Source organism: Streptomyces flaveolus, from assembly GCF_000716535.1.
Classification (GTDB): Bacteria; Actinomycetota; Actinomycetes; order Streptomycetales; family Streptomycetaceae; genus Streptomyces; species Streptomyces flaveolus_A.
In genome coordinates this window covers 248,759-271,754 of record NZ_JNWV01000001.1, presented here as the reverse complement: position 1 = coordinate 271,754, position 22,996 = coordinate 248,759, and the positions used below count along the sequence as shown (strand labels likewise).

Annotated in this window: 17 protein-coding genes and 2 tRNA genes; 8 read left to right on the top strand and 11 right to left on the bottom strand. The window is 72.3% G+C overall.

Annotated elements, in window-relative coordinates; all coding sequences use genetic code 11:
- Positions 1–100 precede the first annotated feature (100 nt).
- The gene (locus OO52_RS01220; protein ID WP_030639942.1) at positions 101–922 is read left to right on the top strand and encodes a YceI family protein; all 822 of its coding nucleotides are present in this window, start codon (positions 101–103) and stop codon (positions 920–922) included.
- A gap of 55 nt (positions 923–977) precedes the next feature.
- Positions 978–1,448, top strand: coding sequence for a PPOX class F420-dependent oxidoreductase (locus tag OO52_RS01215; RefSeq protein WP_030639944.1), 471 nt, complete (start codon positions 978–980; stop codon positions 1,446–1,448).
- Here the strand turns inward: OO52_RS01215 and OO52_RS01210 are convergent, their stop codons facing one another.
- From OO52_RS01210 to OO52_RS01175, 8 genes are all read right to left on the bottom strand, one after another.
- Positions 1,449–2,207: a TetR/AcrR family transcriptional regulator gene (locus OO52_RS01210; protein ID WP_030639946.1), complete on the bottom strand. Its 759-nt coding sequence runs from the start codon at positions 2,205–2,207 to the stop codon at positions 1,449–1,451. It lies immediately after the preceding gene.
- A 69-nt stretch (positions 2,208–2,276) separates the two neighbouring features.
- A complete protein-coding gene (locus OO52_RS01205; RefSeq protein WP_106971923.1) occupies positions 2,277–3,662 on the bottom strand; it encodes an MFS transporter in 1,386 nt (461 codons plus the stop codon).
- A gap of 49 nt (positions 3,663–3,711) precedes the next feature.
- Complete coding sequence (locus OO52_RS01200) at positions 3,712–5,895, bottom strand: ArnT family glycosyltransferase (RefSeq protein WP_030639951.1); 2,184 nt, start codon at positions 5,893–5,895, stop codon at positions 3,712–3,714.
- Positions 5,892–7,394, bottom strand: coding sequence for a bifunctional glycosyltransferase family 2/GtrA family protein (locus tag OO52_RS01195; protein WP_030639953.1), 1,503 nt, complete (start codon positions 7,392–7,394; stop codon positions 5,892–5,894). The genes OO52_RS01200 and OO52_RS01195 overlap by 4 nt, the downstream gene beginning before the upstream one ends.
- 14 nt (positions 7,395–7,408) lie before the next feature.
- Positions 7,409–9,055 carry a sensor histidine kinase gene (locus tag OO52_RS01190; RefSeq protein ID WP_078877274.1) on the bottom strand — a complete coding sequence of 549 codons (1,647 nt, stop codon included), beginning with the start codon at positions 9,053–9,055 and terminating at the stop codon, positions 7,409–7,411.
- On the bottom strand, positions 9,052–9,792 hold the full coding sequence (locus tag OO52_RS01185) for a response regulator transcription factor (RefSeq protein ID WP_030639957.1): 741 nt from the start codon (positions 9,790–9,792) through the stop codon (positions 9,052–9,054). The genes OO52_RS01190 and OO52_RS01185 overlap by 4 nt, the downstream gene beginning before the upstream one ends.
- A 94-nt stretch (positions 9,793–9,886) precedes the next feature.
- On the bottom strand, positions 9,887–10,759 hold the full coding sequence (locus OO52_RS01180) for a DUF2797 domain-containing protein (protein ID WP_030639959.1): 873 nt from the start codon (positions 10,757–10,759) through the stop codon (positions 9,887–9,889).
- Between the two features lie 470 nt (positions 10,760–11,229).
- On the bottom strand, positions 11,230–11,607 hold the full coding sequence (locus tag OO52_RS01175; protein WP_030639961.1) for an HGxxPAAW family protein: 378 nt from the start codon (positions 11,605–11,607) through the stop codon (positions 11,230–11,232).
- Positions 11,608–11,695: 88 nt separating this feature from the next.
- Here OO52_RS01175 and OO52_RS01170 point away from each other — a divergent pair, with 88 nt between their 5' ends.
- A complete protein-coding gene (locus OO52_RS01170) occupies positions 11,696–12,187 on the top strand; it encodes a MarR family winged helix-turn-helix transcriptional regulator (protein ID WP_030639963.1) in 492 nt (163 codons plus the stop codon).
- A gap of 98 nt (positions 12,188–12,285) precedes the next feature.
- On the opposite strand, the gene OO52_RS01165 is transcribed toward OO52_RS01170, so the two are convergent.
- Positions 12,286–12,963 (bottom strand): GAP family protein, encoded by a 678-nt coding sequence (locus tag OO52_RS01165; protein WP_030639965.1) that lies wholly within the window; start codon positions 12,961–12,963, stop codon positions 12,286–12,288.
- 447 nt (positions 12,964–13,410) lie between these two features.
- Here OO52_RS01165 and OO52_RS01160 point away from each other — a divergent pair, with 447 nt between their 5' ends.
- From OO52_RS01160 to OO52_RS01150, 3 genes are all read left to right on the top strand, one after another.
- On the top strand, positions 13,411–13,920 hold the full coding sequence (locus tag OO52_RS01160) for a hypothetical protein (protein ID WP_037628450.1): 510 nt from the start codon (positions 13,411–13,413) through the stop codon (positions 13,918–13,920).
- A 118-nt stretch (positions 13,921–14,038) separates the two neighbouring features.
- Positions 14,039–15,391, top strand: a complete 1,353-nt coding sequence (locus OO52_RS01155) for a Dyp-type peroxidase (protein WP_030639969.1) — start codon at positions 14,039–14,041, stop codon at positions 15,389–15,391.
- Positions 15,392–15,445: 54 nt separating this feature from the next.
- The gene (locus OO52_RS01150) at positions 15,446–16,576 is read left to right on the top strand and encodes a catalase family protein (RefSeq protein WP_030639971.1); all 1,131 of its coding nucleotides are present in this window, start codon (positions 15,446–15,448) and stop codon (positions 16,574–16,576) included.
- Positions 16,577–16,800: 224 nt separating this feature from the next.
- Here the strand turns inward: OO52_RS01150 and OO52_RS01145 are convergent.
- Positions 16,801–16,873, bottom strand: a tRNA-Arg gene (locus tag OO52_RS01145).
- A gap of 204 nt (positions 16,874–17,077) precedes the next feature.
- Positions 17,078–17,168: transfer RNA gene (locus tag OO52_RS01140), tRNA-Ser, on the bottom strand.
- A gap of 175 nt (positions 17,169–17,343) precedes the next feature.
- Between OO52_RS01140 and OO52_RS01135 the strand changes: the two genes are divergently transcribed.
- Together OO52_RS01135 and OO52_RS01130 are read left to right on the top strand one after the other, a co-directional pair.
- Positions 17,344–17,814 (top strand): SSI family serine proteinase inhibitor, encoded by a 471-nt coding sequence (locus OO52_RS01135; protein WP_030639973.1) that lies wholly within the window; start codon positions 17,344–17,346, stop codon positions 17,812–17,814.
- Between the two features lie 226 nt (positions 17,815–18,040).
- Positions 18,041–22,966 carry a response regulator gene (locus tag OO52_RS01130; protein WP_234339862.1) on the top strand — a complete coding sequence of 1,642 codons (4,926 nt, stop codon included), beginning with the start codon at positions 18,041–18,043 and terminating at the stop codon, positions 22,964–22,966.
- Positions 22,967–22,996 lie beyond the last annotated feature (30 nt).

Genomic DNA, 22,996 nt, shown 5'->3' with positions numbered 1-22,996 from the left:
CACCCCGGCCCGTGGCGGCGCGCGCCCTGAGCGGAGGGCGCGCCCGCCACGGGCCGGTCTCATACGACCATTTTTTGAGCTTTTTTCAGGGAGAAACGGGATGGGACTGACCGCGAAGATCCGTACGCGGGACGGGTGGGCCGTGTCGCACGCGGTCGTCACGGTGACCGACATGACCGGCACGCAGGTGCTGCGGGCCGAGGCGGACGCCGAGGGGGCCGTACGGGACACCACCGAGCTGGCGCCGGGGGCGTACACCGTGATCGTGACGGCCGTCGGCTACGCGCCCACCGCCTCCAGCGCGATCGTCACCGCGAGCGGCCGGGCCGAGGTCGGCACGGTCACGCTGGCCCGGCAGGGCGGCACCGAGCTGCCGCCGCCCGGCCCCTGGACCATCGACCCGGCGCACTCCTCCGTCGCCGCGGTCGCCCAGCACCTGGGCATCTCCAGCGTGCACGGCCGGTTCACGCAGTTCGGCGGCACGATCGAGATCGCGCCCGACGACGTCACCAAGTCCCGGGTGGAGGCGGTGATCAAGGCCGCGTCCATCGACACCGGCAACGGCATGCGCGACACGCACCTGCGCTCCGCGGACTTCCTCGACGCCGAGAACAACCCCGAGATCGTCTACCGCTCGACGGGTCTGACGCAGGCCGGCTCCGACCGCTGGACCGTGCACGGCGAGCTGTCCCTGCACGGGGTCGTACGCCCCGTCGACCTGGACCTGGCCTACCTGGGCACCGGCGCCGACCCGTGGGGCGGCACCCGGGCCGCGTTCCGGGCCACCACCGAACTGCACCGCGAGGACTTCGCGATGAACTACAACCAGGTCCTCCAGGCCGGGATCACGGCGATCGGCACGACGCTGAAGGTGGAGCTGGACATCCAGGCCGTCCAGGGCGACTCGCTGCCCCAGGCGTAGACATAGGCACAGCAGGGTCAGCCACAGGGGCACCCGCTGCCCCTAGGCTGCCCCCATGGCACCGAACATCGCTACCAACACCCGTGTGTCGCTGGACGAGCTGCTGGACTTCGTACGTCCCCGGCACCGCGCCCTGCTGATCACGCGTCGGGCCGACGGCTCCCCCCAGGCGTCCCCGCTGACCTGCGGCGTCGACGACTCCGGCCGGATCGTCGTCTCGACCTACCCCGAGCGGGCCAAGACCCGCAACGCCAAGCGGGACCCCCGGGTCGCCCTGGTCGTCCTCAGCGACGACTGGAACGGCCCCTGGGTCCAGATCGACGGCACGGCCGAGGTCATCGACACGCCCGACTCGGTGGAACCGCTGGTCGAGTACTACCGCAACATCGCCGGCGAGCACCCCGACTGGGACGAGTACCGCCAGGCGATGGTCAAGCAGGGCAAGTCCATCATCCGGGTGACCCCGCAGCGGTGGGGCCCGGTCGCGACCGGCGGCTTCCCGGCGCGACTGGTGGCGGAGGGGTAGTCAGCCGCGGGCCACCATCGCCTCGATGCCGGCGACCAGCAGGTCCAGGGCGAAGGTGAAGTCGCGGTCCAGCATCTCGGCCACCGTGTCGCCGCCGCGCGCCGCCATGAGGTCCTTGGACTCCTTCATCACGTCGGCGGTTCCGGGGACCTCGTCCACCATGGACATGGCCTGCTCGAAGTACTCGTCGGGGCTCAGCCCGGTGTCCGCGATCCGGGTGCGGAAGTGCCCCTCGATCGTGCCGAAGCCGTACACGAACTGGAAGACGGCCGAGATCGCCCCGGTCACCCCGTGCGCGGGCAGCCCGGCCCGGCGGACGACCCGCTGGACCACCCGGGAGAACGCGAGGGAGTTCGGGCCGATGTTGAGGAAACGCCCGGCCAGCGGGGACAGCCAGGGGTGGCGGACCAGCAGCGCCCGGTACGCGGTGGCCAGCGCGCGCAGCTGCTCCCGCCAGTCCTCGTCCGCGTTCTCCGGGTCGGGCAGCCGCAGCTCGGCGTAGGTGGCGTCCAGGGCGAGTTCGAGCAGGTCGTCCTTGGTGTCGACGTACCAGTACAGGGACATCGCGGTGACGTTCAGCTCGGCCGCCAGCCGCCGCATGGAGAACTTGGCGAGGCCCTCGGCGTCCAGCAGCCGCACGGACGCCGCGGTGATCCGCTCCCGGTCCAGCCCGGACGGCTGCCCACTGCGGCCACCGCGCCGGGTCCTGCCCTCCAGCCACACGCTGTCCCGCGCCGACCGACCTGCTGCCTTCGCCACCGGCGGCCCTTCCTCGATTCCGCTCACGGTTCCAACCTAAGGGGCACGACTACCCACCGGCCCGGGCCATTAGGCGGACACCCGCTCCGCCCGTCGAAGCAACCCCGCTGCCACGAACCCGCCGACCAGCACGGCGACGGCCCCGACCAACTGGCCGGACCCCAGACCGGCGGACAAGGACTGCCCCGACGCGACCGAAGAGCTGAGCACCGCACCCAGTACGGCCACACCGAGCCCGTTCCCGAATTCGGCGAGGGTGCCGTTGATCCCGGCCCCCACCCCGGCCTTCTCCGGAGGGATGGCGCTCATGATGGCGTGCGCCATCGCCGGGTTCGCCACCGCGCACCCCGCGCCGATCAGCAACAGCCCGAGCAGCGTCCCCGGATACCCCCCGGAGTCCACCTCCGCGATGGACACCAGGCCCCCGGCCATGCACACCATTCCCAGCGCGATCGACACCGGCGTGCCCAGCCGTGCCGACCACTTCGCCGACAGCCCGCTGAAGTTGAGCGCCACCACGGTCAGCGCCAGCGGGGCGGTCCGCAGGCCGGCCTCCAGCGGCTCGTACCCGAGCACGAACTGGAGGTGCTGTGTCAGCAGGAACAACGCGCCGCCCATGCCGAACACGATGAGCACGGCCCCGGCGACCGCGCCCGTGAACCGCGGGTCCCGGAAGAAGTGGAGGTCGAGCATCGGCTCGTCGGCCCTGCTCTCCCACCAGGCGAAGGCGCCCAGCACCAGCACCGCCACGGCCGCCGTGCCGAGCACGCGCGCCGACGTCCAGCCGTGCTCCGGCCCGGAGATGATCGCGTACACCAGCGAGGCCATGCCGATGGTGGACAGCACCGCGCCCGGCAGGTCCGGGCGGTCGCCGCGCGGGTTCTTCGACTCCGGTACGAGAACCACCACCGCGACCAGGCCGAGCGCGGCGACCGGGATGTTGATCAGGAAGATCGCGCCCCACCAGAAGTGGTCGAGCACGAAGCCGCCGATCAGCGGGCCGCCGGCGAAGCCCAGCGCGTTGACCGCGCTCCAGATGCCGATCGCCTTCGGCTGCTCCTCGGGGGAGAAGATCTGCATCGCCACGGCCAGCGTGGTGGTCACCAGCAGCGCGCCGCCGATGCCCATCCCGGCCCGCGCGGCGATCAGTCGGCCGGTGCTGTCGGCGAGTCCGGCCACGAGCGAACCGACGCCGAACAGGGCGAGCCCCGCGATCAGCATCTTCTTGCGGCCGTAGCGGTCGGCGGCGCTGCCCGCGGTGAGCAGCAGGCCGGACTGCACGAGGGAGTACGCGTTGATCATCCACTGGATGTCGGAGGTCTCCGCGTGGAGTTCGCGGGTCAGGGAGGGGATGGCCACGTTCAGGACCGTGTTGTCGAGCAGCACGGTGAGCTGCGCGAGACAGATGACGCCGAGGATCAGCCAGCGTTGGGGGTGGCCTTGGGGGGTGGACATGCCGTACACCGTATAGCTGTCGCTATACGGTGTACAACGCGTTTGTCGGTCAGTCGCTCGCCTTCTGCGTGAGGTCGTAGAACGTCGCCGATCCCACCGTCACCTTCTTGAAGGTGCTCTGGATCCAGGAGCTGATCTGCGAGGCCGTGCCGCTGTTGCCGCCGCCCATGCCACCGCCGGCGATGAAGTAATGGATCCTCCCTTCCTCGACGTACTGCTTGAACTCGGCGAGCGTCGGTGACGGATCGGTGCCGTTGAAGCCGCCGATCGCCATCACCGGGTCGCCGGTGGCGAGCTGGTAGCCGGCCGCGTTCTGGGAACCGATGGACGCGGCCACCCACGTGTACGTCGAGGCGTCCTTCTCCAGCAGCTTCCTGGCCTCGGACGACACGCTCGCGCCGTTCAGCAGGCCACCGGCGCCACCGGCCCCGCCCATGCCGCCCTCACCCGTGCGGCCACCGCCGGGGAAGCCGAAGCCGTTGCCGTTCTGCTGCCCCTGCTGCCCCGGCTGACCCGGCTGTGTCGGGGTGCCCCCGCCGAAGCCGCCGCCCGGGAAGCCATCGCCCTGCTGACCCCGCTGGTTCTGCTGCCCCTGTCCGCCCGGCATGCCGCCGCCGAAGCCGCCTCGCACCCCGCCCCCGGCACCACCGGGACCTCGGCCGCCCATCATGCTCGCGCCCGCCGGGCCGGCCGTGACGATCGAGCCGGTGTGGCCCTCCTGGAGCGTGCTCAGGGTGTACGCCGTGGGCCCGGCCAGCGCGGCCACGAGTCCCACCGCCGCCGCGCCCAGGGCCAGTCGCCGGGAGATCCGGCCGGCGAAGACCAGGCCGAGCGCCGCGGACAGCCCGCCGACCAGAACCAGCCACTTCAGCCAGGGCAGATAGTCCGGGGTGCGGTTGAGCAGGACGTACCCCCAGGCCGCCGCCGCGACCACGGACGCGGCGAGCGTGACCGACGCCCACGGCTCCCGCCGCCGCTCCCACAGCAGCCCGGCACCCATGCCGACAACGGCCGCCAGATAAGGGGCGAGGGCCACGGTGTAGTACTGGTGGAAGATACCGGCCATGTAGCTGAAGACCACCATGGTCATCAGCAGCGAGCCGCCCCAGACCAGGAACGAGGCACGGGTGACGGACGTCCTGCCCGCCTTGCGCGTGGCCACCAGGCCGGCGACGAGCAGGAGCAGCCCGGCGGGCAGCAGCCAGGAGATCTGGCCGCCGATCTCGGAGTCGAACATCCGGTCCCAGCCGGTCTCGCCCCACATGCCGGTGCCGCCCGCGCCGCCACCGCCGCCGCCCACACTGCCGGTCTCCTCGCCGTTGAGGCGGCCGAGACCGTTGTAGCCGAAGGTCAGTTCCAGGAAGCTGTTGTTCTGCGAGCCGCCGATGTACGGGCGGGACGACGCCGGCCACAGCTCGACGATCGCGACCCACCAGCCACCCGAGACGACCAGCGCGAGCGTCGCCGCGGCCAGTTGCCCGAACCGCTTCCTGAGCGACACCGGCGCGCACACCGCGTACACGACTGCCAGCGCGGGCAGGATCAGGAACGCCTGGAGCGTCTTGGTGAGGAACGCGAAGCCGATCGCGACCCCGGCCCACACCAGCCACTTGGTCCGGCCGTCCTCCAGGCCCCGGACGACCAGGTAGCAGGCCACCGACATCAGCAGGGCCAGCATCGCGTCCGGGTTGTCGAACCGGAACATCAGCGCCGCGACCGGCGTGAGCGCCAGCACCGCGCCCGCGATCAGACCGGCCACCGGGCTGAACCGGCGGCGCACGGCCGCGTACACGACGGCGACCGTCGCCACGCCCATCAGCACCTCGGGGGCCAGGATCGCCCACGAGTTCAGGCCGAAGACCCGGACCGACAGCTCCATCGGCCACAGCGAGGCCGGCGGCTTGTCCACGGTGATGGCGTTGCCCGCGTCCAGCGAGCCGAAGAAGAACGCCTTCCACGACCTGCTGCCCGCCTGGACGGCCGCCGAGTAGAAGGAGTTGGCGTAACCGGAGGCGCTGAGGTCGTAGAGGTACAGCAGGAGGGTGGTGGCGAGCAGGCCGAGGAGGGCCGGGCGGACCCAGCGGGGGTCCTCGGGCCGGCCGCGCCACAGTCTGCGTACGAACGGCTGCCTGGGCTCACCGGCACCGGGGCCCCGCGGGGGCGCGGTCGGCGGCGGCCCCCAGTCGGCCGGGGTGCCGTGCTCTGTCGTCGACGGGTCGGAGTGGGTGGTCATCGGGCATTCCCCGGGTCGGTGTCATCAGGGCGCACCGGCTGCGACCGCACGGTCGCGTCGGTGACGCCGCTCCAGCGGCTGTCCGCGGCTTCACCGGCGCGGAACCGGGTGGTCTGGTACGGCTGCGGCGGCGCGACCGGCCGCCGCGGGAGCGGTGCGTACGGAGTCGTCGTGCGGTGGGCCGGCGCGTACGGAGCCGTCGTGCGCCGGCCCGGGACCGCCGGGGTGTGCGCGGTGGCCACCGGGGACAAGGCGGGCTCCCTCCGCTCCGGGAAGACCCAGGCACGGAAGAGCAGGAACCGCAGCACGGTCGCCGCCAGGTTGGCCGCGATGAGCACCGCAAGCTCGGTGGAGTGCGCCGGGCTGTCCGTGGCCGTGTTCAGGGCGGCGAGCGAACCGCTGGTCAGCGCGAGACCGATGCCGAACACGACCAGGCCCTGCGCCTGGTGCCGTACCGCTCCGCCCCGGCCGCGCACCCCGAAGGTGAGCCGGCGGTTGGCGGCCGTGTTGGCCACGGCCGAGACCAGCAGCGCGAGCGCGTTGGCGAGCTGCGAGCCGCAGAACTGCCGGAAGGCGCTGTACAGCAGCAGGTAGAAGAGCGTGGACAGGACGCCGACCACGCAGAAGCCGACGAGCTGACCGGCGAGCCCCCTGGGCACGCCGGTCAGTTCACGGTCGCGCGGGTCGTCACCGAAGGGCCGGGTCAGCCGGTCCAGCGGCAGCGAACCGGTGGTCAGCGCCCTGCCGATCCGCCACACGCCCTTCAGGTCGTCGGTCGCGGTCCGCACGATGTGCACGGTGGAGTCGGGGTCGTCGACCCAGTCGACCGGCACCTCGTGGATCCTGAGCCCGGCCCGCTCGGCGAGCACCAGCATCTCCGTGTCGAAGAACCACCCGGTGTCCTCCACCAGCGGCAGCAGCACCTGCGCCACATCGCGCCGGATCGCCTTGAACCCGCACTGCGCGTCCGAGAAGCGGGCCTGGAGCGAGCCGCGCAGGATCAGGTTGTAGGCCCGGCTGATGAACTCCCGCTTGGGGCCGCGCACGACCCGGGAGGTGCGGGCGAGCCGGGAGCCGATCGCCAGGTCGGAGTGACCGGAGATCAGCGGCGCCACCAGCGGCAGCAGGGCGTTGAGGTCGGTGGACAGGTCGACGTCCATGTAGGCGAGGACCGGGGCGTCCGACGCCGACCACACGGCCCGCAGCGCCCGCCCCCGCCCCTTCTGCTCCAGGCGGACGTTCCTGACCTCCGGGACCTCCGCCTCCAGCCGCGCCGCCACCAGCGGGGTGGTGTCCGTGGACGCGTTGTCCGCGACCGTGATGCGGAACGTGTACGGGAAGGTGCGCGTGAGGTGCTCGTGCAGTCTGCGGACGCACGGCTGGAGGTCCTTCTCCTCGTTGTAGACGGGGATCACTACGTCCAGGACAGGCGTTCCGGCGTCTCCGGCCGGGAGGTGCTCCCGCGCCGGCAGGGTGCCGGGAGAAGAGTCGGTTCGCATGGCACCGACTTTTCTCAAGTGCCCTGTCGCACCCATGTGGTGGCACTGTGCTGTGCCTGTGAGTCCGGTCGCCGGCTCGTTTCGGACGCCGGCCGGGGAACGGCCGGGCCGAGGGCGGGCAGATGCACGGTGAACACCGTGCGGCCGGGAGCGCTGTCCACCGTCACGGCACCGCCGTGGGCGGCGGCCACCGCCTGCACGATCGCCAGCCCGAGCCCCGTGGACCCGGTGGCGCGCGAACGCGCGGTGTCCCCGCGCGCGAACCGCTCGAAGACGTGCGGCAGCAGATCCGGCGGAATCCCCGGCCCGTTGTCCTCGACGTCCACGCACATCCACGGCCCGCGCCGCCGCACGCGCGCGGTGACGGTCGTACCGGGCGGCGTGTGCTTGCGGGCGTTGCCCAGCAGGTTGACCAGCACCTGCTGCAACCGGGCCGCGTCCGCCGGCACCGGCGCCGGCTCGTCGGGCAGGTCGAGCCGCCAGACGTGGTCCATGCCGGCCGCGCGGGCGTCGCTGACGGTGTCCACGACGAGCGGGACGAGATCGGTCTGCTCGAACTGCAAGGGCCGCCCGGCGTCCAGCCGGGCGAGCAGCAGCAGATCCTCCACCAGCAGGGTCATCCGCCCCGCCTCCGACTCGATCCGCCCCAGCGCGTGCCGTGTGTCGGGACCGACCTGCTCCCGCCCGCGCCGGGTCAGCTCGGCGTACCCCCGGATGGAGGCGAGCGGCGTCCGCAGCTCGTGGCTGGCGTCGGCGACGAACTGCCGTACCCGCGTCTCGCTCTGCTGCCGGGCGTGCAGGGCGCCGTGGACGTGGTCCAGCATGCGGTTGAGCGCAACGCCGACCCGCCCGACCTCTGTGTGCGGATCGCACTCCGACTCCGGGACCCGCTCGCTGAGGTTCACCTCTCCGGTGTGCAGCGTCAGTTCGGACACCCGGGTGGCGGTGGCGGCGACCTTGCGGAGCGGGCGGGTGGCGACGCCGACGAGTACGTACCCCGCGATGCCGGCGGCGACGAGACCGGCGGCGGTGACACTGATCTCCACCAGGATCAGGGTGTTGATGTTGTCGTCGGTGTCCTTGGTGGGCAGCGCGACGTAGAAGGCGTCGCTGCTGTCCCGGCTCGCCATGTACTTGGCGAGGTAGTTCCCGAGCCCCGGGATCTCCACGGTGTGCGCCTTGCCGTCCTTCGGCACCGTGTCGAGCGCCTTCTGCTGCGCCGTGCTCAGACCGACGGCCCGCGACTCCTTGAAGAGGCCGTTGTCGTCGTTCTGCATGCGGGCGACGGCCGCGTTCGTGATCGAGGAGTCGCGCACATAGGCGGCGACGGTCCCGAACGGCGTCGGCCCCTTCGTCAGCAGGTTCTCCACCTTGGTGCTCGGCGTGGTGGCCTCCGGCACTCCGGGCGGTCCCGGATCGGCGCCACCGCCCGGTTGCTGCCGCGTGTGCCCGACCCCCCGGAGGGCGATCTCGGTGACCTTGCCGTCCAGTTGTTCGTACAGATGCGAGCGCAGCGCCAGCGTGGTGACCGTGCCGATCACGGCACACACCACGGCGATCAGCGTCACGGACGCGACGACGAGCCGTGTCCGCAGCGTGCGCGGCTGTCCCGCTCGTCGCTTCCGCCGCCGCCGCGGACCCGGCCGTCGCCGCCCGCTCACGACACGGCGGGCTTGATCAGATAGCCGGCCCCACGCCGGGTGTGGATCATCGGCTCCCGCCCGGCGTCGATCTTCCGCCGCAGATAGGAGATGTACAGCTCGACCACATTGGCCTGACCGCCGAAGTCGTACGACCACACGCGGTCCAGGATCTGGGCCTTGCTGAGCACCCGCCGGGGGTTGCGCATGAGGAAGCGCAGCAGCTCGAACTCGGTGGCGGTCAGATGGATGTTCTCGCCGCCCCGCGACACCTCGTGACTGTCCTCGTCCAGGGTCAGATCGCCCACGACGAGCACGGAGTCGGAGCGGCGGTCGGCGGCCCCCGACCGCCGGATCAGCCCGCGCAGCCGCGCGACGACCTCTTCCAGACTGAACGGCTTGGTGACGTAGTCGTCCCCGCCGGCGGTGAGTCCGGCGATACGGTCCTCCACCGCGTCCTTGGCGGTGAGGAAGAGGACCGGCACATCGGGCAGTTCACGCCGCAGCCGGCCGAGGACGGCCAGCCCGTCCATGTCCGGCAGCATCATGTCGAGCACGACGGCGTCGGGCCGGAACTCACGGGCCGTCTGGACGGCCCCCTGTCCGTCCCCCGCGCTCCTGATCTGCCAGCCCTCGTAACGAAGAGCCATGCTCAGCAGTTCGGTGATCGACATCTCGTCGTCCACCACCAGCACGCGGACGGGGCTCCCGTCCGGCCTCAGCAGTTCGGTGCGCCCCTGGGGCGAGGTCGTGGTCATGGTGGACACCTTGTCGGGGCCCTCTGAGAACACGCTTTCCAGAGTCTGTGATTTCTCTGAGAAACACACAGGCGTCTCTCAGGGAACGCCCGGGTCAGAACAACCCGTCCGGTTCCCTCCTGAACTCCCGCACAGGGAAGGCACATCCATCCGCCGCCGACTCCGGCGGCACGAGCTCCCAGCCGGTCATCAGCCGCGTGTCCAGCACGACGACGCCACGACCGCCGGCCGACAGATGCAGATCGGGCCCGGCAACCGCGACCAGCTCACCGCCCACACCCCCGCCGGGAACGAGTTCGACCACCTCCCCGAACGCCTCCGGAGCCCCACCGAGCCCGAAAACCCCTAGGTGGTCGACCACTTCGCAGGGTTCGGGCCGCAGGGACTCCGGCCACCCGGCGAGCGCGACGGCCCGCGCGTGCAGCTCCCGCACCTCGGCGGCCCGCTCCGCCTCCGTCCCCGGCAGCGCCGACCGCACCGCCCGCTTCTCGGCGTACGGAATCCGGTCCGGCACCCGCAACGCGGCCCGCAACAGCTCCTCGGTGCGCCGGGCGGCCATCAGCGGACCGGTGCCGAGCCAGCTGAAACAGACCGCGCCCTGCTCCAGCAGCCGCGCCGGACCCCGCTCCACGGCGGTGATGCCGACCTTCACCATCCCCGGCCCGAACCACGCCAGATACACGCGGTACGGCCGTGGATCGTCCGCGATCGTGTCGGCGGCCACGGAGTGCGCCCGGTCCAGCCGCGCGCACTCCTCGCACCGGGCCCCCGTACTCCGCCCCGGCACGGCGGCCCGCACCGGACAGACATGGCCCCGCGCCCCCACGCACGTACGCCGTCCCTCCTCCGGCACCGCGAAGGCGACCCGCTTCCCCCGGGGCAGCGCACTGCGCCGCCCGCCGTCCCACTCCAGCACCGGACCGCCTGCCGCCCACCGCAGTCCCGCGCACTTCCAGACCTGTGCCATCACCCGTGAGGGTAAAGGGTGGCTCTGACAGCGGCTGTGGGTGATGAGCGGGGGTCCTCGGCTACGGCAGCACGTACACCGGCCCGCCCCCGGCCCCCACTCCCACCTGCCAGGTCGCGAGGAGCGGCTGAGAAGTGACCCTGAGCGGACGGGACGGGTCCATCGGCATGTGCCGGACCAACGACCACCTCGGTCGCGCCACCGACCATCTCGGTGCTCTCGCCGACCGCGCCGGTGGTGTGCACGACACCCTCGATCTCATCGCCGGCCGGCTGCGGCCCCCCGGGCCCGGCGGTGGACGTGGGAGTGCATCTCGGCTACGCGAACACGAAGTCGTTGATGTCGACCGCGTCCCGGTTCGCTCCCGTCGGCTGCTCCGACGGGGTGTCGTCCTGCTCGTTCATCGAGCAGCACCTCCACCCCGGAAGCCAGGGTCGGCGATCAGCAAGTGTCGTTCGAGGAAAGCTCGTTCACTCGACAGGGGACAGAGGGATCGATGCGGCAGGAATCGCACCCGGCGCCGAAGCCGAGAGCGAGGCCGGCGCCTCGGCCGGCCGCCCCCGCCCCGCCAGCCGGCACCCGACGCACCCCGGGTGCCCCTGCCGCGCCTGCGTGTCCCGGACCCGCATCCCCCACTGTTCGCGCGGCCGCACCCCGGGCGGCTTGCCCCAGCCGGACAGATGCAGGGCCCAGGTCACCAGGACGCTCAGCACCACCACGGCCAGGCCGGCGCCGACCAAGGGGAGGGAGGCCGTACACACTCCCAGCCCCACCACGGTGCCTCCCGCGGTCGCGATGGCGACGCCGGTCCAGCCGGCGATCGTGTGACCCTCGTCGTACAGACTCATTGGAACCGCCTCCAGGGGACGACCCAGTTCCCTCACGGGCTAAGAAATTTACAACCCGAATATCTCACGAACTAAGGGATTCCGAAAGATGCACGGCACGCCGCGCCCGCCCGCCACCCCGGCCCAGGCGCTGTCGGCGATGGACCACCTCATCGCCGCCCACCTCATCGGACAGCAGGAGCTGGCCCGGCGGCTGGGCCTGAACGTCACGGACCTGACCTGTTTCGCCTTCGTCCTGGAGGCCGGCGACGATCTGCTGACGGCGGGCGACCTCGCGGCCCGCGCCCACGTCACCACGGGCGCGGTGACCGGCATCCTCAACCGCCTCGAACGCGCCGGCTACGTCACCCGCCGCCCCGACCCCACCGACCGCCGCCGGGTCCGCGTGGCCGCCGTGCCGGACGCCGTCACCCGCGTCGAGGCGGTGTACGCGGGCCACTACAAGCGCCTGACGGCCCTCTTCTCCGACTACTCACCGGAGGAACTGGCGATCATCACCGACTGGTTCACCCGCGCCACGGCCCTGGCCCACGAATACCTGGAGAAGCTGAACCGCGACGACCCCGCCGAGGAGTGCTGACTCCCGGGGAGGCGCCGAAGGCACCGGAGTGATACGGGATCAGGCGCGTCCGTGTGCCGTCATTGCCGTGATCGGACGGCACGCCCGGCACGGGGCCGTCAGGAGGTGATGACGGAGATGCCGTCCCCGACTAGTTTCAGCCCGAGAACGAAGAACAGGACGGCCATCACGGCGACATTGTGCTGAGCTGCCCAGTCCTTCCAGTTCCCCAGCGTGGTCCTGGCCCGCTCTCCTCCGAGGAGGAAGACGCCGAGCGGGACCAGCAGGCCGAGCGTGGCGATCACGACGAAGATCGCCAGTGATGCGATCTGCTGCCCGACCGGAAGACCGGCCGAACCGATGGCGGCCCCCGCAGCGATGGTCAGCGGGGCGTTCTTGGCGTTGAGCGCGGCCAGGGCCGTGCCGAGTCCGAAGACCTTGACCGGCGTGAGGCGGTCGATCGCGCCCATCCACTTCGGCAGCTTCGCCTGCGAGGGATCCTTCGGACGCCGCCGCCACTGCCGGGCACCGAAGAAGAGGAGGAGCAGGCCGAGAGCGAGCTTGAGGGCCCCTACCCAGGTGGCCGGGTGCTTGTGCGCGGAAGCACCCGCTGGGGAGGCGACCGCCAGCATCACGGCGCCCAGTGCCGATAGTCCGAGGATCCAGCCGACGGTGAAGAGGATGCCGTTGAGACGTCCCCGTGGCGTGGCGAGGATGAGGATGACGGCGATGACCGGAAGCGGGCTGATCGCGACGCCGGCCGCGAAACCCAGCACGTCACCAAGAACTGCGCCCATGGCTGCCTCCAGCTGGGGGTCAGGGTGGCGGTCCCGTTGAGCAATGGTCCGGCGGGGGGAAGGAGTGCCCCGGCCGCCTGCCCGGCGCGGGGGTTCTCGTGCGAAAGGTTGCGCCGCGGCTTCACGGACGCGTGGGAACGGCAGACCGAGGAGGTGACGGCCCCGTGCTCGGCAGGCACGGCCCAGTCCCATCTTCCTGCGCCCGGCTCGATCTGTCCTCGGCAGCTTCGACTCGTACCGCGGTCATCGGCGGCCGAGATGCGAGGCTGCGCATCCGGTGGTGAGGATGGAAGGGTGAGGGCGATGGCGCCTTGGGTTCGGGTGCTTGGTGACCCTCACACCGATCCGTGGCAGGGGAGTCCCACGATGACTGCATCGGCACGAGCGAATCAGTCGGCTCACCCCGAGCGTCCGGGCAGGTCGGACGGGGTCTGCAGCGAGTTCACCGTGTACACCGAGATCAAGCCCGGTCATGCGGACGCGTTGCGAAAGGACCTCGCCGCAATGGCCGACGCGGCGGAGGCCGACAGGGTCCACGCGGCGGTGCGCCAGATCGGCACCCTGCATGACGCACGGCACGTGATCTTCGACAACGACACCCGGTTCATGTTCGCCAGCGTCTTCGACGGCTCGTGGGACGCGTACATCGACGACTTCGCCAAGACGGTGGTCGGAGAGCGCTTCGACAAGGTCTTCTCGCACAGCGTGGGATTCCCCGGTGTCAAAGATCCCCGGGTGAAGGACTGGTTCATCGCTCACCAGGCGCCCGCGAGTGTTTTCGTCAGCGCCTATCCCGACCTGACCGTTCAGCAGATCTACAAGGACCACCGCGTGGAGGAGGCGTTCGAAGAAGTACTGGACACCCCCGAGTTCCGCGCGGCGCTGGAGAACCCGGCCAACGAGGATCTGGTGAACACGCCTGCCTTCCGGAAGCTGCTGGAAGAAGCCTCGGCCTAGAAACCGGGCACAGCTGCCCCGCAGGCCTGTGCCCACCTCGGTAAAACAGCGTCGGCGAGCGCGAACCAGCCTCTGCGGAGCTGTCCGGACAGGAACCGATGCGGAGGCGCACACGATCATGAGCACGGCAGACAGCGGCAGCGCGACCGGTGTACGCGTCGAAATCGAGGACGTCCAGAGCGGGGCGCTGCGCCCGCGACCCGTCCCCTACGAGGGGAAGTTCGTCTTCCTGCGTGTCGACGACCGCCACGCCGGACGCGCCCTGCTGCGGCGGCTGCTGCCGCTGACCTCGGGCGGCCTGCCGAACGTGGACCGGAGCCGGGACGCCTGGGTGGCCGTGGCGCTCACCCATCAGGGACTGAGGGCCCTCGGGGTGCCCCAGGAGTCGCTGGACAGCTTTCCGCGGGCGTTCCGTGAGGGCATGGCCGCCCGGGCGGAACTGATCGGTGACGTGGGCGAAAATGCCCCGGCCCACTGGGAGAAACCTTTCGGGACGGGCGACGTCCACATCGCGTTGAGCGCCCTCGCCTCAGACACGGCGCAACTCGAACGGGAACTGGAGCAGGCCCAAGTCGCCTACCGGGAAACCCCCGGTGTCCAGGTGATCTGGGAACAGGACGTCCACCAGCTCCCGACCGGACGGACCACGTTCGGCTTCCGGGACGGCATCAGCCATCCGAACATCGAGGGTGTCGGGCTGCCGGGCTCCAATCCGCAGGAAGCCCCCATCAAGGCCGGCGAGTTCATCCTCGGCTATCCGGATGAAACCGGCAATGTGCCGCCCATGCCCAGCCCCGATGTGCTGGGGCGCAACGGAACCTACGTGGCCGTTCGCAAGATCCACACCAACGTGGCGGCCTGGCGGCGGTACCTGCGCGCCAACAGCTCCAACGCCGAGGAGGAAGCACTCCTGGCGGCGAAAATGGTCGGACGCTGGCCGAGTGGCGCGCCACTGACCCTGACGCCGGAGCACGACGACCCGGACCTGGCGGCGGACCCGCAGCGCGTCAACAACTTCCTGTACCGGGAGCACGACGACCGCGGCCTGCGCTGCCCCGCCGGCGCGCACATCCGTCGGAACAACCCCCGCGACGCCACCATCATCGGCGACGCACGGATGCACCGGATCATCCGCCGCGGCACCACCTACGGTCCGCCGCTCCCCGAGGGGGTGCTGGAGGACGACGGTGCCGACCGGGGCCTGGTGGGAGTCTTCATCGGGGCCCACCTCGAACGACAGTTTGAGTTCATCAAGTCCGAATGGGTCAACGACGGCAATTTCATCGGCTACCCCGGCGAGCAGGACCCGGTGGCCGGCCATCACGACGGGACCGGCAACGCCACCATTCCCGGCAAGCCGGTCCGGCGCCGCCTGCGGAACCTGCCCAGCTTCGTACTCACCCGCGGCGGTGAGTACTGCTTCGTACCGGGGTTGCGGGCCCTGCGCTGGCTCGCCGAACTGGAGGACTGAAGGGAAACCCCGTCCCTGAGGCCCGATCTCGCTCTCCGAGGAGAGGTCGAAGTCATGGCAGCACAGTTCGTCCGCTACACGCCTGACGTCGAGGTGCAGGACCCGGACTTCGACCAGCACGTGCAGACGGTGATCGAGAAGACCGAGAACTACGTCGCCGAGTCCGTCGAGGCCGGCGGCACCGGACAGGCCCTGCGCGACGCCCACGCCAAGGGATACGGACTGATCCGCGGGGAAGTCGAGATCCTGGACGGGCTGCCCCCCGAGTACGCCCAGGGCATCTACGCGACGCCCGGAACCCACGATGCGCTCATCCGCTTCTCCAACGGCTCGCCGCACGCCGGAGCCGACGCGCGACTGGGCGCCGCCACCGGACTGGCACTGAAGATGTTCGACATCCCCGGCCCGACCCTGCTGGAAGACGAACCGGACACGGGCACCTTCGATTACGCCAACATCAACGGACCGATCTTCTTCTGCAACACGGTCGAGCACTACCTCTTCATCCAGGAACTGTTCCTGGACGCGCCGGCCTACTTCTCCCAGGGCCGACCCGGCGCGCACCGCTTCTTCACCGAGTTCGTGACCGGCAAGGGGACACTGGACCAGGACAACTGGGCATGGGACGAGTTCCTGGCCTTCCTCCGCCTGTCGAAAACCCCTCCGGCGAACCTGCTCCTGTCGAGCTACTGGACGATGGGCGCCGTCAGGCACGGCGACTACATCGCCAAGGTGCGCATCACCCCCGACCCGGACTGTGCCGCCGCCGTGGTCCGACGCGCCATCGACCCGTCCTCCGCGCAGGAGGTCTTCCGACCGGCCCTCCAGGCCGAGTTGCAGGAGCGGCCCTACACCTTCGACATCCAGGTCCAGCTCTGCACCGACCTGGAACGCATGCCGGTGCAGGACACCACCGTGGAGTGGCCCGAGAAGCTGTCCCCGTCCGTCACCGTGGCCAGGCTGCGGCTCCCGCAGCAGGACATCTCCGGCCCGGAGAACCTGGCGAAGATGGACTCACTGTCCTTCACACCCTGGAGGGTCACCGCCGAGCACGCCCCCCTCGGCGAAATCATGCGGGCCCGCAAAGAGGTCTACCGCCACTCCTCCATCGCCCGCCACAAGCTCAACCAACAGCCGCGAACAGAGCCGCGCAGCGCCGACGAGGTACTTGGCCCGGCTCCCTGACAAGCAGGGCAGCCCGGCCGGCTCCCCCGCCGGAGGAATCGCGGCTCCGTGGATGCGTCCGAGATCGCCAGTCGTCAGTGACCACCGCGGACGCCGCAGGACAAGATCGCCGGGCTTGGGGGCATGCAGATCGTCGTGGTACTCGATCCGTGCATGATCACCCCTCCCGACGATGACGACGGCAGAGGCCCTGTGGAGTGATCCACAGGGCCTCTGGTGTGCTGCGCACTCGGCAGGATTCGAACCTGCAACCTTCTGATCCGTAGTCAGATGCTCTATCCGTTAAGCTACGAGTGCTTGTTCTTTTGTTTCGCCCCCGCTCCCGGTCCTTTCGGCCCGCTCGCGGCGACAGGAAGAACATTACATGACTGCCGCCGTCATGTGAAATCCGATCCGCACACCCCTTGCGACCTGCGAAAACGCCCCCGGAGTGCCGACGGGCGACAGAGTCCGGTGAACGCCGAAGCCCCGGTCCTGGGGACCGGGGCTTCGGGATCGGGGCGGAGGCGGAGGGATTTGAACCCTCGATGGGCTTTAAGACCCAAACCGCATTAGCAGTGCGGCGCCATAGACCGGACTAGGCGACGCCTCCAGCACAACCGCTCACGCGAGCGCGCGAGTGGTGCGTGCAGATGATGACACAGTCGAGCGCCGTGTCACCAATCGCCCCCCACGGTACTAGGCACTCGGGTCGCAGGGCAAAGAGGAAAACGAGGAGGGCAGGGGGCCGGGCGCAACGTCTGGGGCGCGGCCGCGTTGGAAGGGGCATGGATTCCGTGCTGCCGGGCGCCGGGCGGCGCCTTCTGTTCGCGTCGCTCTCCGCCGTCGCCTCCCTCGTCCCCCTCACCGCCGTGCCCGCCGCCGCGGCCGGCGCCGTGCCGCCGCCCGTCCGGCCGGAGGACCAGGGTGATCACCTCACCGTCGTGGTCCGGCACGCCGGGGCGGGGCGGGACGGGACGTACGAGGTGCGCTGCCATCCCAGCGCCGGGCGGCATCCGGACGTCGCCGAGGCCTGCCGGGTGCTCGACGCGAACACACGGTGGGGGCGGGACCCCTTCGCTCCGGTCGCTCCCGGCACCACCTGCACCATGCTCTACGGCGGCCCGGCCACCGCCCGGGTCACCGGGACCTGGGCCGGGCGCCCGGTCGACGCCTCCTACGACCGCAGCGACGGGTGCGAGACCGGGCGGTGGGACCGGATGGTGCCCCTGCTGCCGGGCATGGGCGGACCGGCGTAGCGAGGAGTGGGCGGACGCATTGGTTCCGTAAAGGTCCCGGGGAGGACTCGGGGAGCCGACGCATACGGTCACCCGTTCGCCGTCACTTCCTCGTGGGACCTCCCTCTCATCCGGCGCCGCCGACGCGACCCGTGCCCTTAGACTCCCTCGCGTGACACGTCGCGGGCCGGTTGGCAAGATGGCCCGAGCGGTCGGCAAGGTGCGGTAACAGGGAGGAAGGCGTCTCGTGAGCAGCAGGCCATCCCGAGGCGCTGCTCGCCTCGCAGCCATACTCGACGCGCTGCCGGACGCGTTGGTCCTGGTCAACGCCAACGGAACCGTCGTCAACGCCAACACCATCGCCCTGGAGGCCTTCGAGACGCCCGGCACGGCTCTCGTGGGACGCGGGCTGCTCGATCTGCTGCCCGAGTTCGACTCCCGGCTCATCCCCGGCTCCATGCGGCGGCCCGATCACATGGACCCGCGGGGCCGGACCAAGCCCACCCGGATGGTCGCGCGGCGGACCGACGGGACCGAGTTCCCGGTCGAGGTCACCAGCGCGAACCTGGAGAACGGGCAGCAGGCGTACGACGGTTACGGCTACACCGGCGACGAGCTGCTGATGATCGTGGTCCGGGACCTGTCCGGGACCGTGGACACCGAGGCCGAGCTGGCCCGGTCGCAGCGGCAGACCGAGATGATCCTGCGGGCGGCCGCGGAAGGTGTCGTGGGCACCGACACCGACGGACGGATCGTGCTCGTCAATCCGGCCGCCGCCCAGATACTGGGGTACCGGGCCGGTGAGCTGGGCGGCAAGGAACTGCACACGCTGGTGCTGCACTCCCGCGCCGACGGCTCGCCCTTCCCGTACGACGAGTCCCCGCTCGCCGACACCCTGCGCTCCGGGCGCAAGCACCGGGTGCGCGGGCAGGTGCTGTGGTCCAAGGGCGACCAGAAGGTGCCGGTCGATCTGACCACCGCGCCGGTGCGCGACGGCGACCAGCTCGTCGGCGCCGTGATGACCTTCACCGACCGGCGGCCGTACGACGCCCTGGTGGAGGAGAAGGCCGCGCTGGAGAAGGCGCACGCCGAGGAACTGGAGCGGCTCTCCGAGGAACACGCCTCCGACCTGACCGCGCTGCGCCAGCAGCACGTCACCGAGGTCGAGGAGCTGCGCGAGAAGCACGCGGAGGAACTGGCCTCGGGCGAGGAGCGGTACGCGGCGCTCGCCGAGCGGGAGAAGGACCGGTACGAGGCCCTCGCCGGGCGGCACGAACAGCTGCTCACGCTGCTCGGGCAGTCGCTGCGCGGGCCGCTGGACGAGCTGCGCCGCGAGCTGTCCGCGCTCGCCGCCGACGACGCGGGGCAGCTGTGGCCCGAGGCCAACCAGGTGCTCCACCACCTCTCGGCCGGCTACTCCCGCATCACGACCCTCATCGACAACGTCCTCGGGTACCAGCGGCTGGACGCGGGCGGCGAGGACATCACCCGTACGAAGGTGATGCTGGACGCCGTCGTCGCCGCGGGTGTGGACGGGGCCGTCGAGCTGATCGGGCCGGGTCGCGTGCAGTTCGCCGTCCACGCGCCGCCCATCGAGGCCGAGGTCGACCCGCAGCGGCTCGCCACCGCGCTCGCGCATCTGGTGGCGGACGTCGCCGGGGTCGACGCCACCGGCAACACGCCCGTCTCGGCGGGCGGTTACCTGGACAACACCGTGGTCGTGGCCGCGGCGCAGCGCGGTGAGGTCGCGCGGATCGAGGTGCGCGGCCCGTACGCCGGCGGGGACCCGGTGCACGAGCCGATCGTGCGCGGGATCGTGCGGGCCCACGGCGGTGTGCTCCAGACGCACGAGGTGCCGGGCATGAGCGGCAGCGCGTACGTGCTCGAAGTACCGCTCGGCGGCGGGGCGGGCGCGGTCGCGGCAGGAGCTGCCGGTGCCGCCGGGACGGCGGTCGCGGTGCGGGTGCCGGACGGCGGTGAGGGCGGCGCGGACGACACCGGTGCGGCCGGACAGGGTGCCGGTGCCGGCCGGCGGCGGGCCCGGCGGGCCTCCACGGACGCCTTCCTGGACAGTGACGCGGCCGGCGCGGGTGACACCGGTGAGGCGGAGGCGCCCGTGCCGACCGGACGGCGCCGGCGGCGTGCCGCCGCACCCGCCGAGGAGGGTGCCGCGGTTCCGGCCGAGGGCGCGGAGAGCGCGTCCGGCGGGACCGGACGCCGCCGCGGTCGGCCCGCGGGCAACGCCGAGGCCGGTGAGGGCAACGCCGAGGGTGTGTCCGAGGGGTCCGTGGTGACCTCGGCCGAGCAGGGCGCGGGGGCCGCCGCCTCGGGTACGGGACTCGGTGGCACCGTGCCGCCGCAGGGCGTACCCGCGCCGACGGGCCGACGCGCCCGCCGTGACTCCGGTGCCCCGCAGGCCGCGCTGCCTCCGGCGCTCCCGGCGGCAGGCGGCGAGCCGGGTGCGCCGGCCGTTCCGGCCGAGGGCGGCGCCTCCGTGGTTCCGGCGCAGGGTGGCGAGGCGGTTCCGGCCGACGGTGCGCAGCCGACCGGACGGCGCCGACGGGCGCTGGCCGCGGCGGCGGAGCGAGCCGCTGCGCAGGAAGCGGGCGGCGCGCGTACCGTCTTCGCCCTGCCGCCGGCCGAGGCGGACCGTTCCCCGGAGAGCCCGGACAGCCCGGACACCCCGGGCGCGGGCGCGGCTGTGCCGGTGCCGCCGGGTGGCGGCATGCCTGCGGGCCCGGGTGCCGGGGTTCCTGTCGTCCCCGAGACCGGGGTGCCCGTCGCCCCAGGTGCCAGTGCGCCCGTCGGCCCGCACGCCGGTGCCCCGGCCGGTGCTCCTGTCGCCCCCGGTGCCGTCGCGCCCACCGGCCCCGACGCCGGTGTGCCCGTGGCTCCCGGTGCCGTTGCCCCGGTCGTCCCCGGTGCCGGGCCGCTGCCCGGTCAGGTGCAGGTTCCGGCCCGGATGCCGGTGTCCGTCGAGGGCATCGCGGGTGACGACGGCCGGCACGACGCCGTACCGCTCGACCAGGCGGAGGACCACACCCCGCCGCAGCCGCATCCGACCAGCGCCCCGACCGGCCGCCGCCGCCGGGCCGTGACCCAGCCCGCCGAGGCCGCCCAGGCGATGGCGCCCGTGACCGGGCAGACCCCGTCGCAGCCCCTTCCGGCGCCGCCCGCTCCGGGCCAGGTCCCGCAGGGCGCGGCCGTACCGCCGGCCCCCGGCCAGGGGACCCCGGCGCACGGTGTTCCGGCGCAGGGCACGGCCGGGCAGGGCACCCCCGTCCAGGCCGGTCCCGGCGCACCGGCGGGGCAGCCGGCCGCTCAGCCACAGGGGGCCGTGCCCGCGGGCCCCGGCGCCCAGCCCGGTGCCGTCGCCCCGGGTACGCCGGGCCACCCCGCGCCCGCCGCCCACGGCACGCTTGGTCAGCCCACGCCCGCCCCGGCGGCACCGGCCTCGGCCACGCCTGCCCACGGCATGCCGGCGCAGGGCGCGCCCGCCCAGGCCGCCGTGGCGCAGCCCGTTCCGCCCACGCAGGCCCCGCAGCCCTCGGCCGTGTCCGGGCAGGGCACCGCTCCCCACCTCGTCCCGGGACAGCCGAGCACCCCGGCCGCCGGTACTCCGGTGGCGTCCCCGGGTGCGCTGCCGTTGCCCGCCGAGACCGGCACCGGTCAGGTGCCCGCCGGGGCGCGGGGGGCCCCAGCCACCCCGGTGCCGCCCGGTGGCAACCCCGCCGCCGGTGTCCCGCAGCAGTGGCCCGGCTCCGGCGACACCTCCGGCGCGGGGACTCCCGCCCCGGCCCCGGGCGCCCCGGCGGCCGCCGTTCCGCAGCAGTGGCCCGGTACCGGGGACACCTCCGGTGCGGGGACTCCCTCCGGTGGCCGGCCGCAGCGGGTCGCGATGCCGCTGCCCGCCGAAGCCGCCGGTGGCGCCCCCGCCGACCCGGACTCGACGCAGGGGCGGGCGATCAGCGTCCGTACGCTCGGGCAGGGCGTGCCGTTCTCGCGGCAGGCCGCCCAGGTGCAGCAGCCGACGGCGACCCCGCCGCCGCACGCGCCGGGCGGTTCGGGCCGGCGGCGCAAGCTGGGCACGCGTCCCGACGCGGGACCCACCGGCCAGGAGCCGCGGCCGGACCAGGCGGCCCGGCCGCACCCGTCCGCCGAAACCGCGCCCACGCACCCCGCGCCGACCGGACAACCGTCCCTCGGCGGCCAGAACTCGCTCGGCGGCCAGGCGTCCCTGCCGCACCCCTCACCCGCCGCCCCGGCGCCCGCGCCGCAGCCCTCGCTCGGTGGGCAGGCGCGGCCGGCGCAGGGCACCGAGGGGGGCGGGCGGTCGTACGCCATAGGCGCCCCGGAGCCCGATGCCGCCGAGGGTCCGGAGCCGCTGGACGGTCCCGGTGGGGCCGTGGAGGTGGCGGACACCCCGCGTCCGCAGCCGCTGGACGACGAGCTGCCCCCGGAGCCGCTGGACAACCCGCGCCGGCTGCTGGTGTGGCCCGCGCCGGACGTGACGACCCAGCAGGCGCTCAGCGACCGTGGCTACCGGCCGGTGATCGTGCACTCGCGCGAGGAGGTCGACGCCCAGATCGCGGCCTTCCCCGCCGCGCTGTTCGTGGACCCGCTGACCGGGCCGATCACGCGGACGGCGTTGCAGTCGCTGCGTCAGGCCGCGGTGGCCGCCGAGGTACCGGTGCTGGTCACGGCCGGGCTCGGACAGGCGACGCGCGAGGCGGCGTACGGCGCCGACCCCGCCGTACTGCTGAAGGCGCTGGCTCCCCGGGACAGCGAGCAGCATCCGCCGCGGGTGCTGCTCATCGAGGAGCACGCGGAGATCGCGCTGGCGCTGACCTCGACGCTGGAGCGGCGCGGGATGCAGGTGGCGCGGGCCGCGAACGACAACGACGCAGTGACGCTGGCGGGGCAGTTCCGGCCGAACCTGGTGGTGATGGACCTGATGCAGGTGCACCGCCGGCGGGCCGGGATCGTGGACTGGCTGCGGGCGAACGGGCAGCTCAACCGCACCCCGCTGGTCGTCTACACCGCCGCCGTGGACCCGGCCGACCTGCCCCGGCTGGCCTCCGGCGAGACCGTGCTGTTCCTCGCCGAGCGGTCGACCAGCGGTGAGGTGCAGTCGCGGATCGTGGACCTGCTGGCCCGGATCGGCACCAACTAGCGGTACCGGTCCGGCAGGCGATCAGTCCCC

Bases quoted from the DNA above. Each gene is read 5' to 3' on its own strand.
- OO52_RS01175 (WP_030639961.1), bottom strand. From the start codon at position 11,607: ATGAGTCTGTACGACGAGGGTCACACGATCGCCGGCTGGACCGGCGTC.
- OO52_RS01150 (WP_030639971.1), top strand. From the start codon at position 15,446: ATGGCAGCACAGTTCGTCCGCTACACGCCTGACGTCGAGGTGCAGGAC.
- OO52_RS01155 (WP_030639969.1), top strand. From the start codon at position 14,039: ATGAGCACGGCAGACAGCGGCAGCGCGACCGGTGTACGCGTCGAAATC.
- OO52_RS01215 (WP_030639944.1), top strand. From the start codon at position 978: ATGGCACCGAACATCGCTACCAACACCCGTGTGTCGCTGGACGAGCTG.
- OO52_RS01135 (WP_030639973.1), top strand. From the start codon at position 17,344: ATGGATTCCGTGCTGCCGGGCGCCGGGCGGCGCCTTCTGTTCGCGTCG.
- OO52_RS01195 (WP_030639953.1), bottom strand. From the start codon at position 7,394: ATGCGAACCGACTCTTCTCCCGGCACCCTGCCGGCGCGGGAGCACCTC.
- OO52_RS01200 (WP_030639951.1), bottom strand. From the start codon at position 5,895: ATGACCACCCACTCCGACCCGTCGACGACAGAGCACGGCACCCCGGCC.
- OO52_RS01205 (WP_106971923.1), bottom strand. From the start codon at position 3,662: ATGTCCACCCCCCAAGGCCACCCCCAACGCTGGCTGATCCTCGGCGTC.
- OO52_RS01165 (WP_030639965.1), bottom strand. From the start codon at position 12,963: ATGGGCGCAGTTCTTGGTGACGTGCTGGGTTTCGCGGCCGGCGTCGCG.
- OO52_RS01180 (WP_030639959.1), bottom strand. From the start codon at position 10,759: ATGGCACAGGTCTGGAAGTGCGCGGGACTGCGGTGGGCGGCAGGCGGT.
- OO52_RS01220 (WP_030639942.1), top strand. From the start codon at position 101: ATGGGACTGACCGCGAAGATCCGTACGCGGGACGGGTGGGCCGTGTCG.
- OO52_RS01185 (WP_030639957.1), bottom strand. From the start codon at position 9,792: ATGACCACGACCTCGCCCCAGGGGCGCACCGAACTGCTGAGGCCGGAC.
- OO52_RS01170 (WP_030639963.1), top strand. From the start codon at position 11,696: ATGCACGGCACGCCGCGCCCGCCCGCCACCCCGGCCCAGGCGCTGTCG.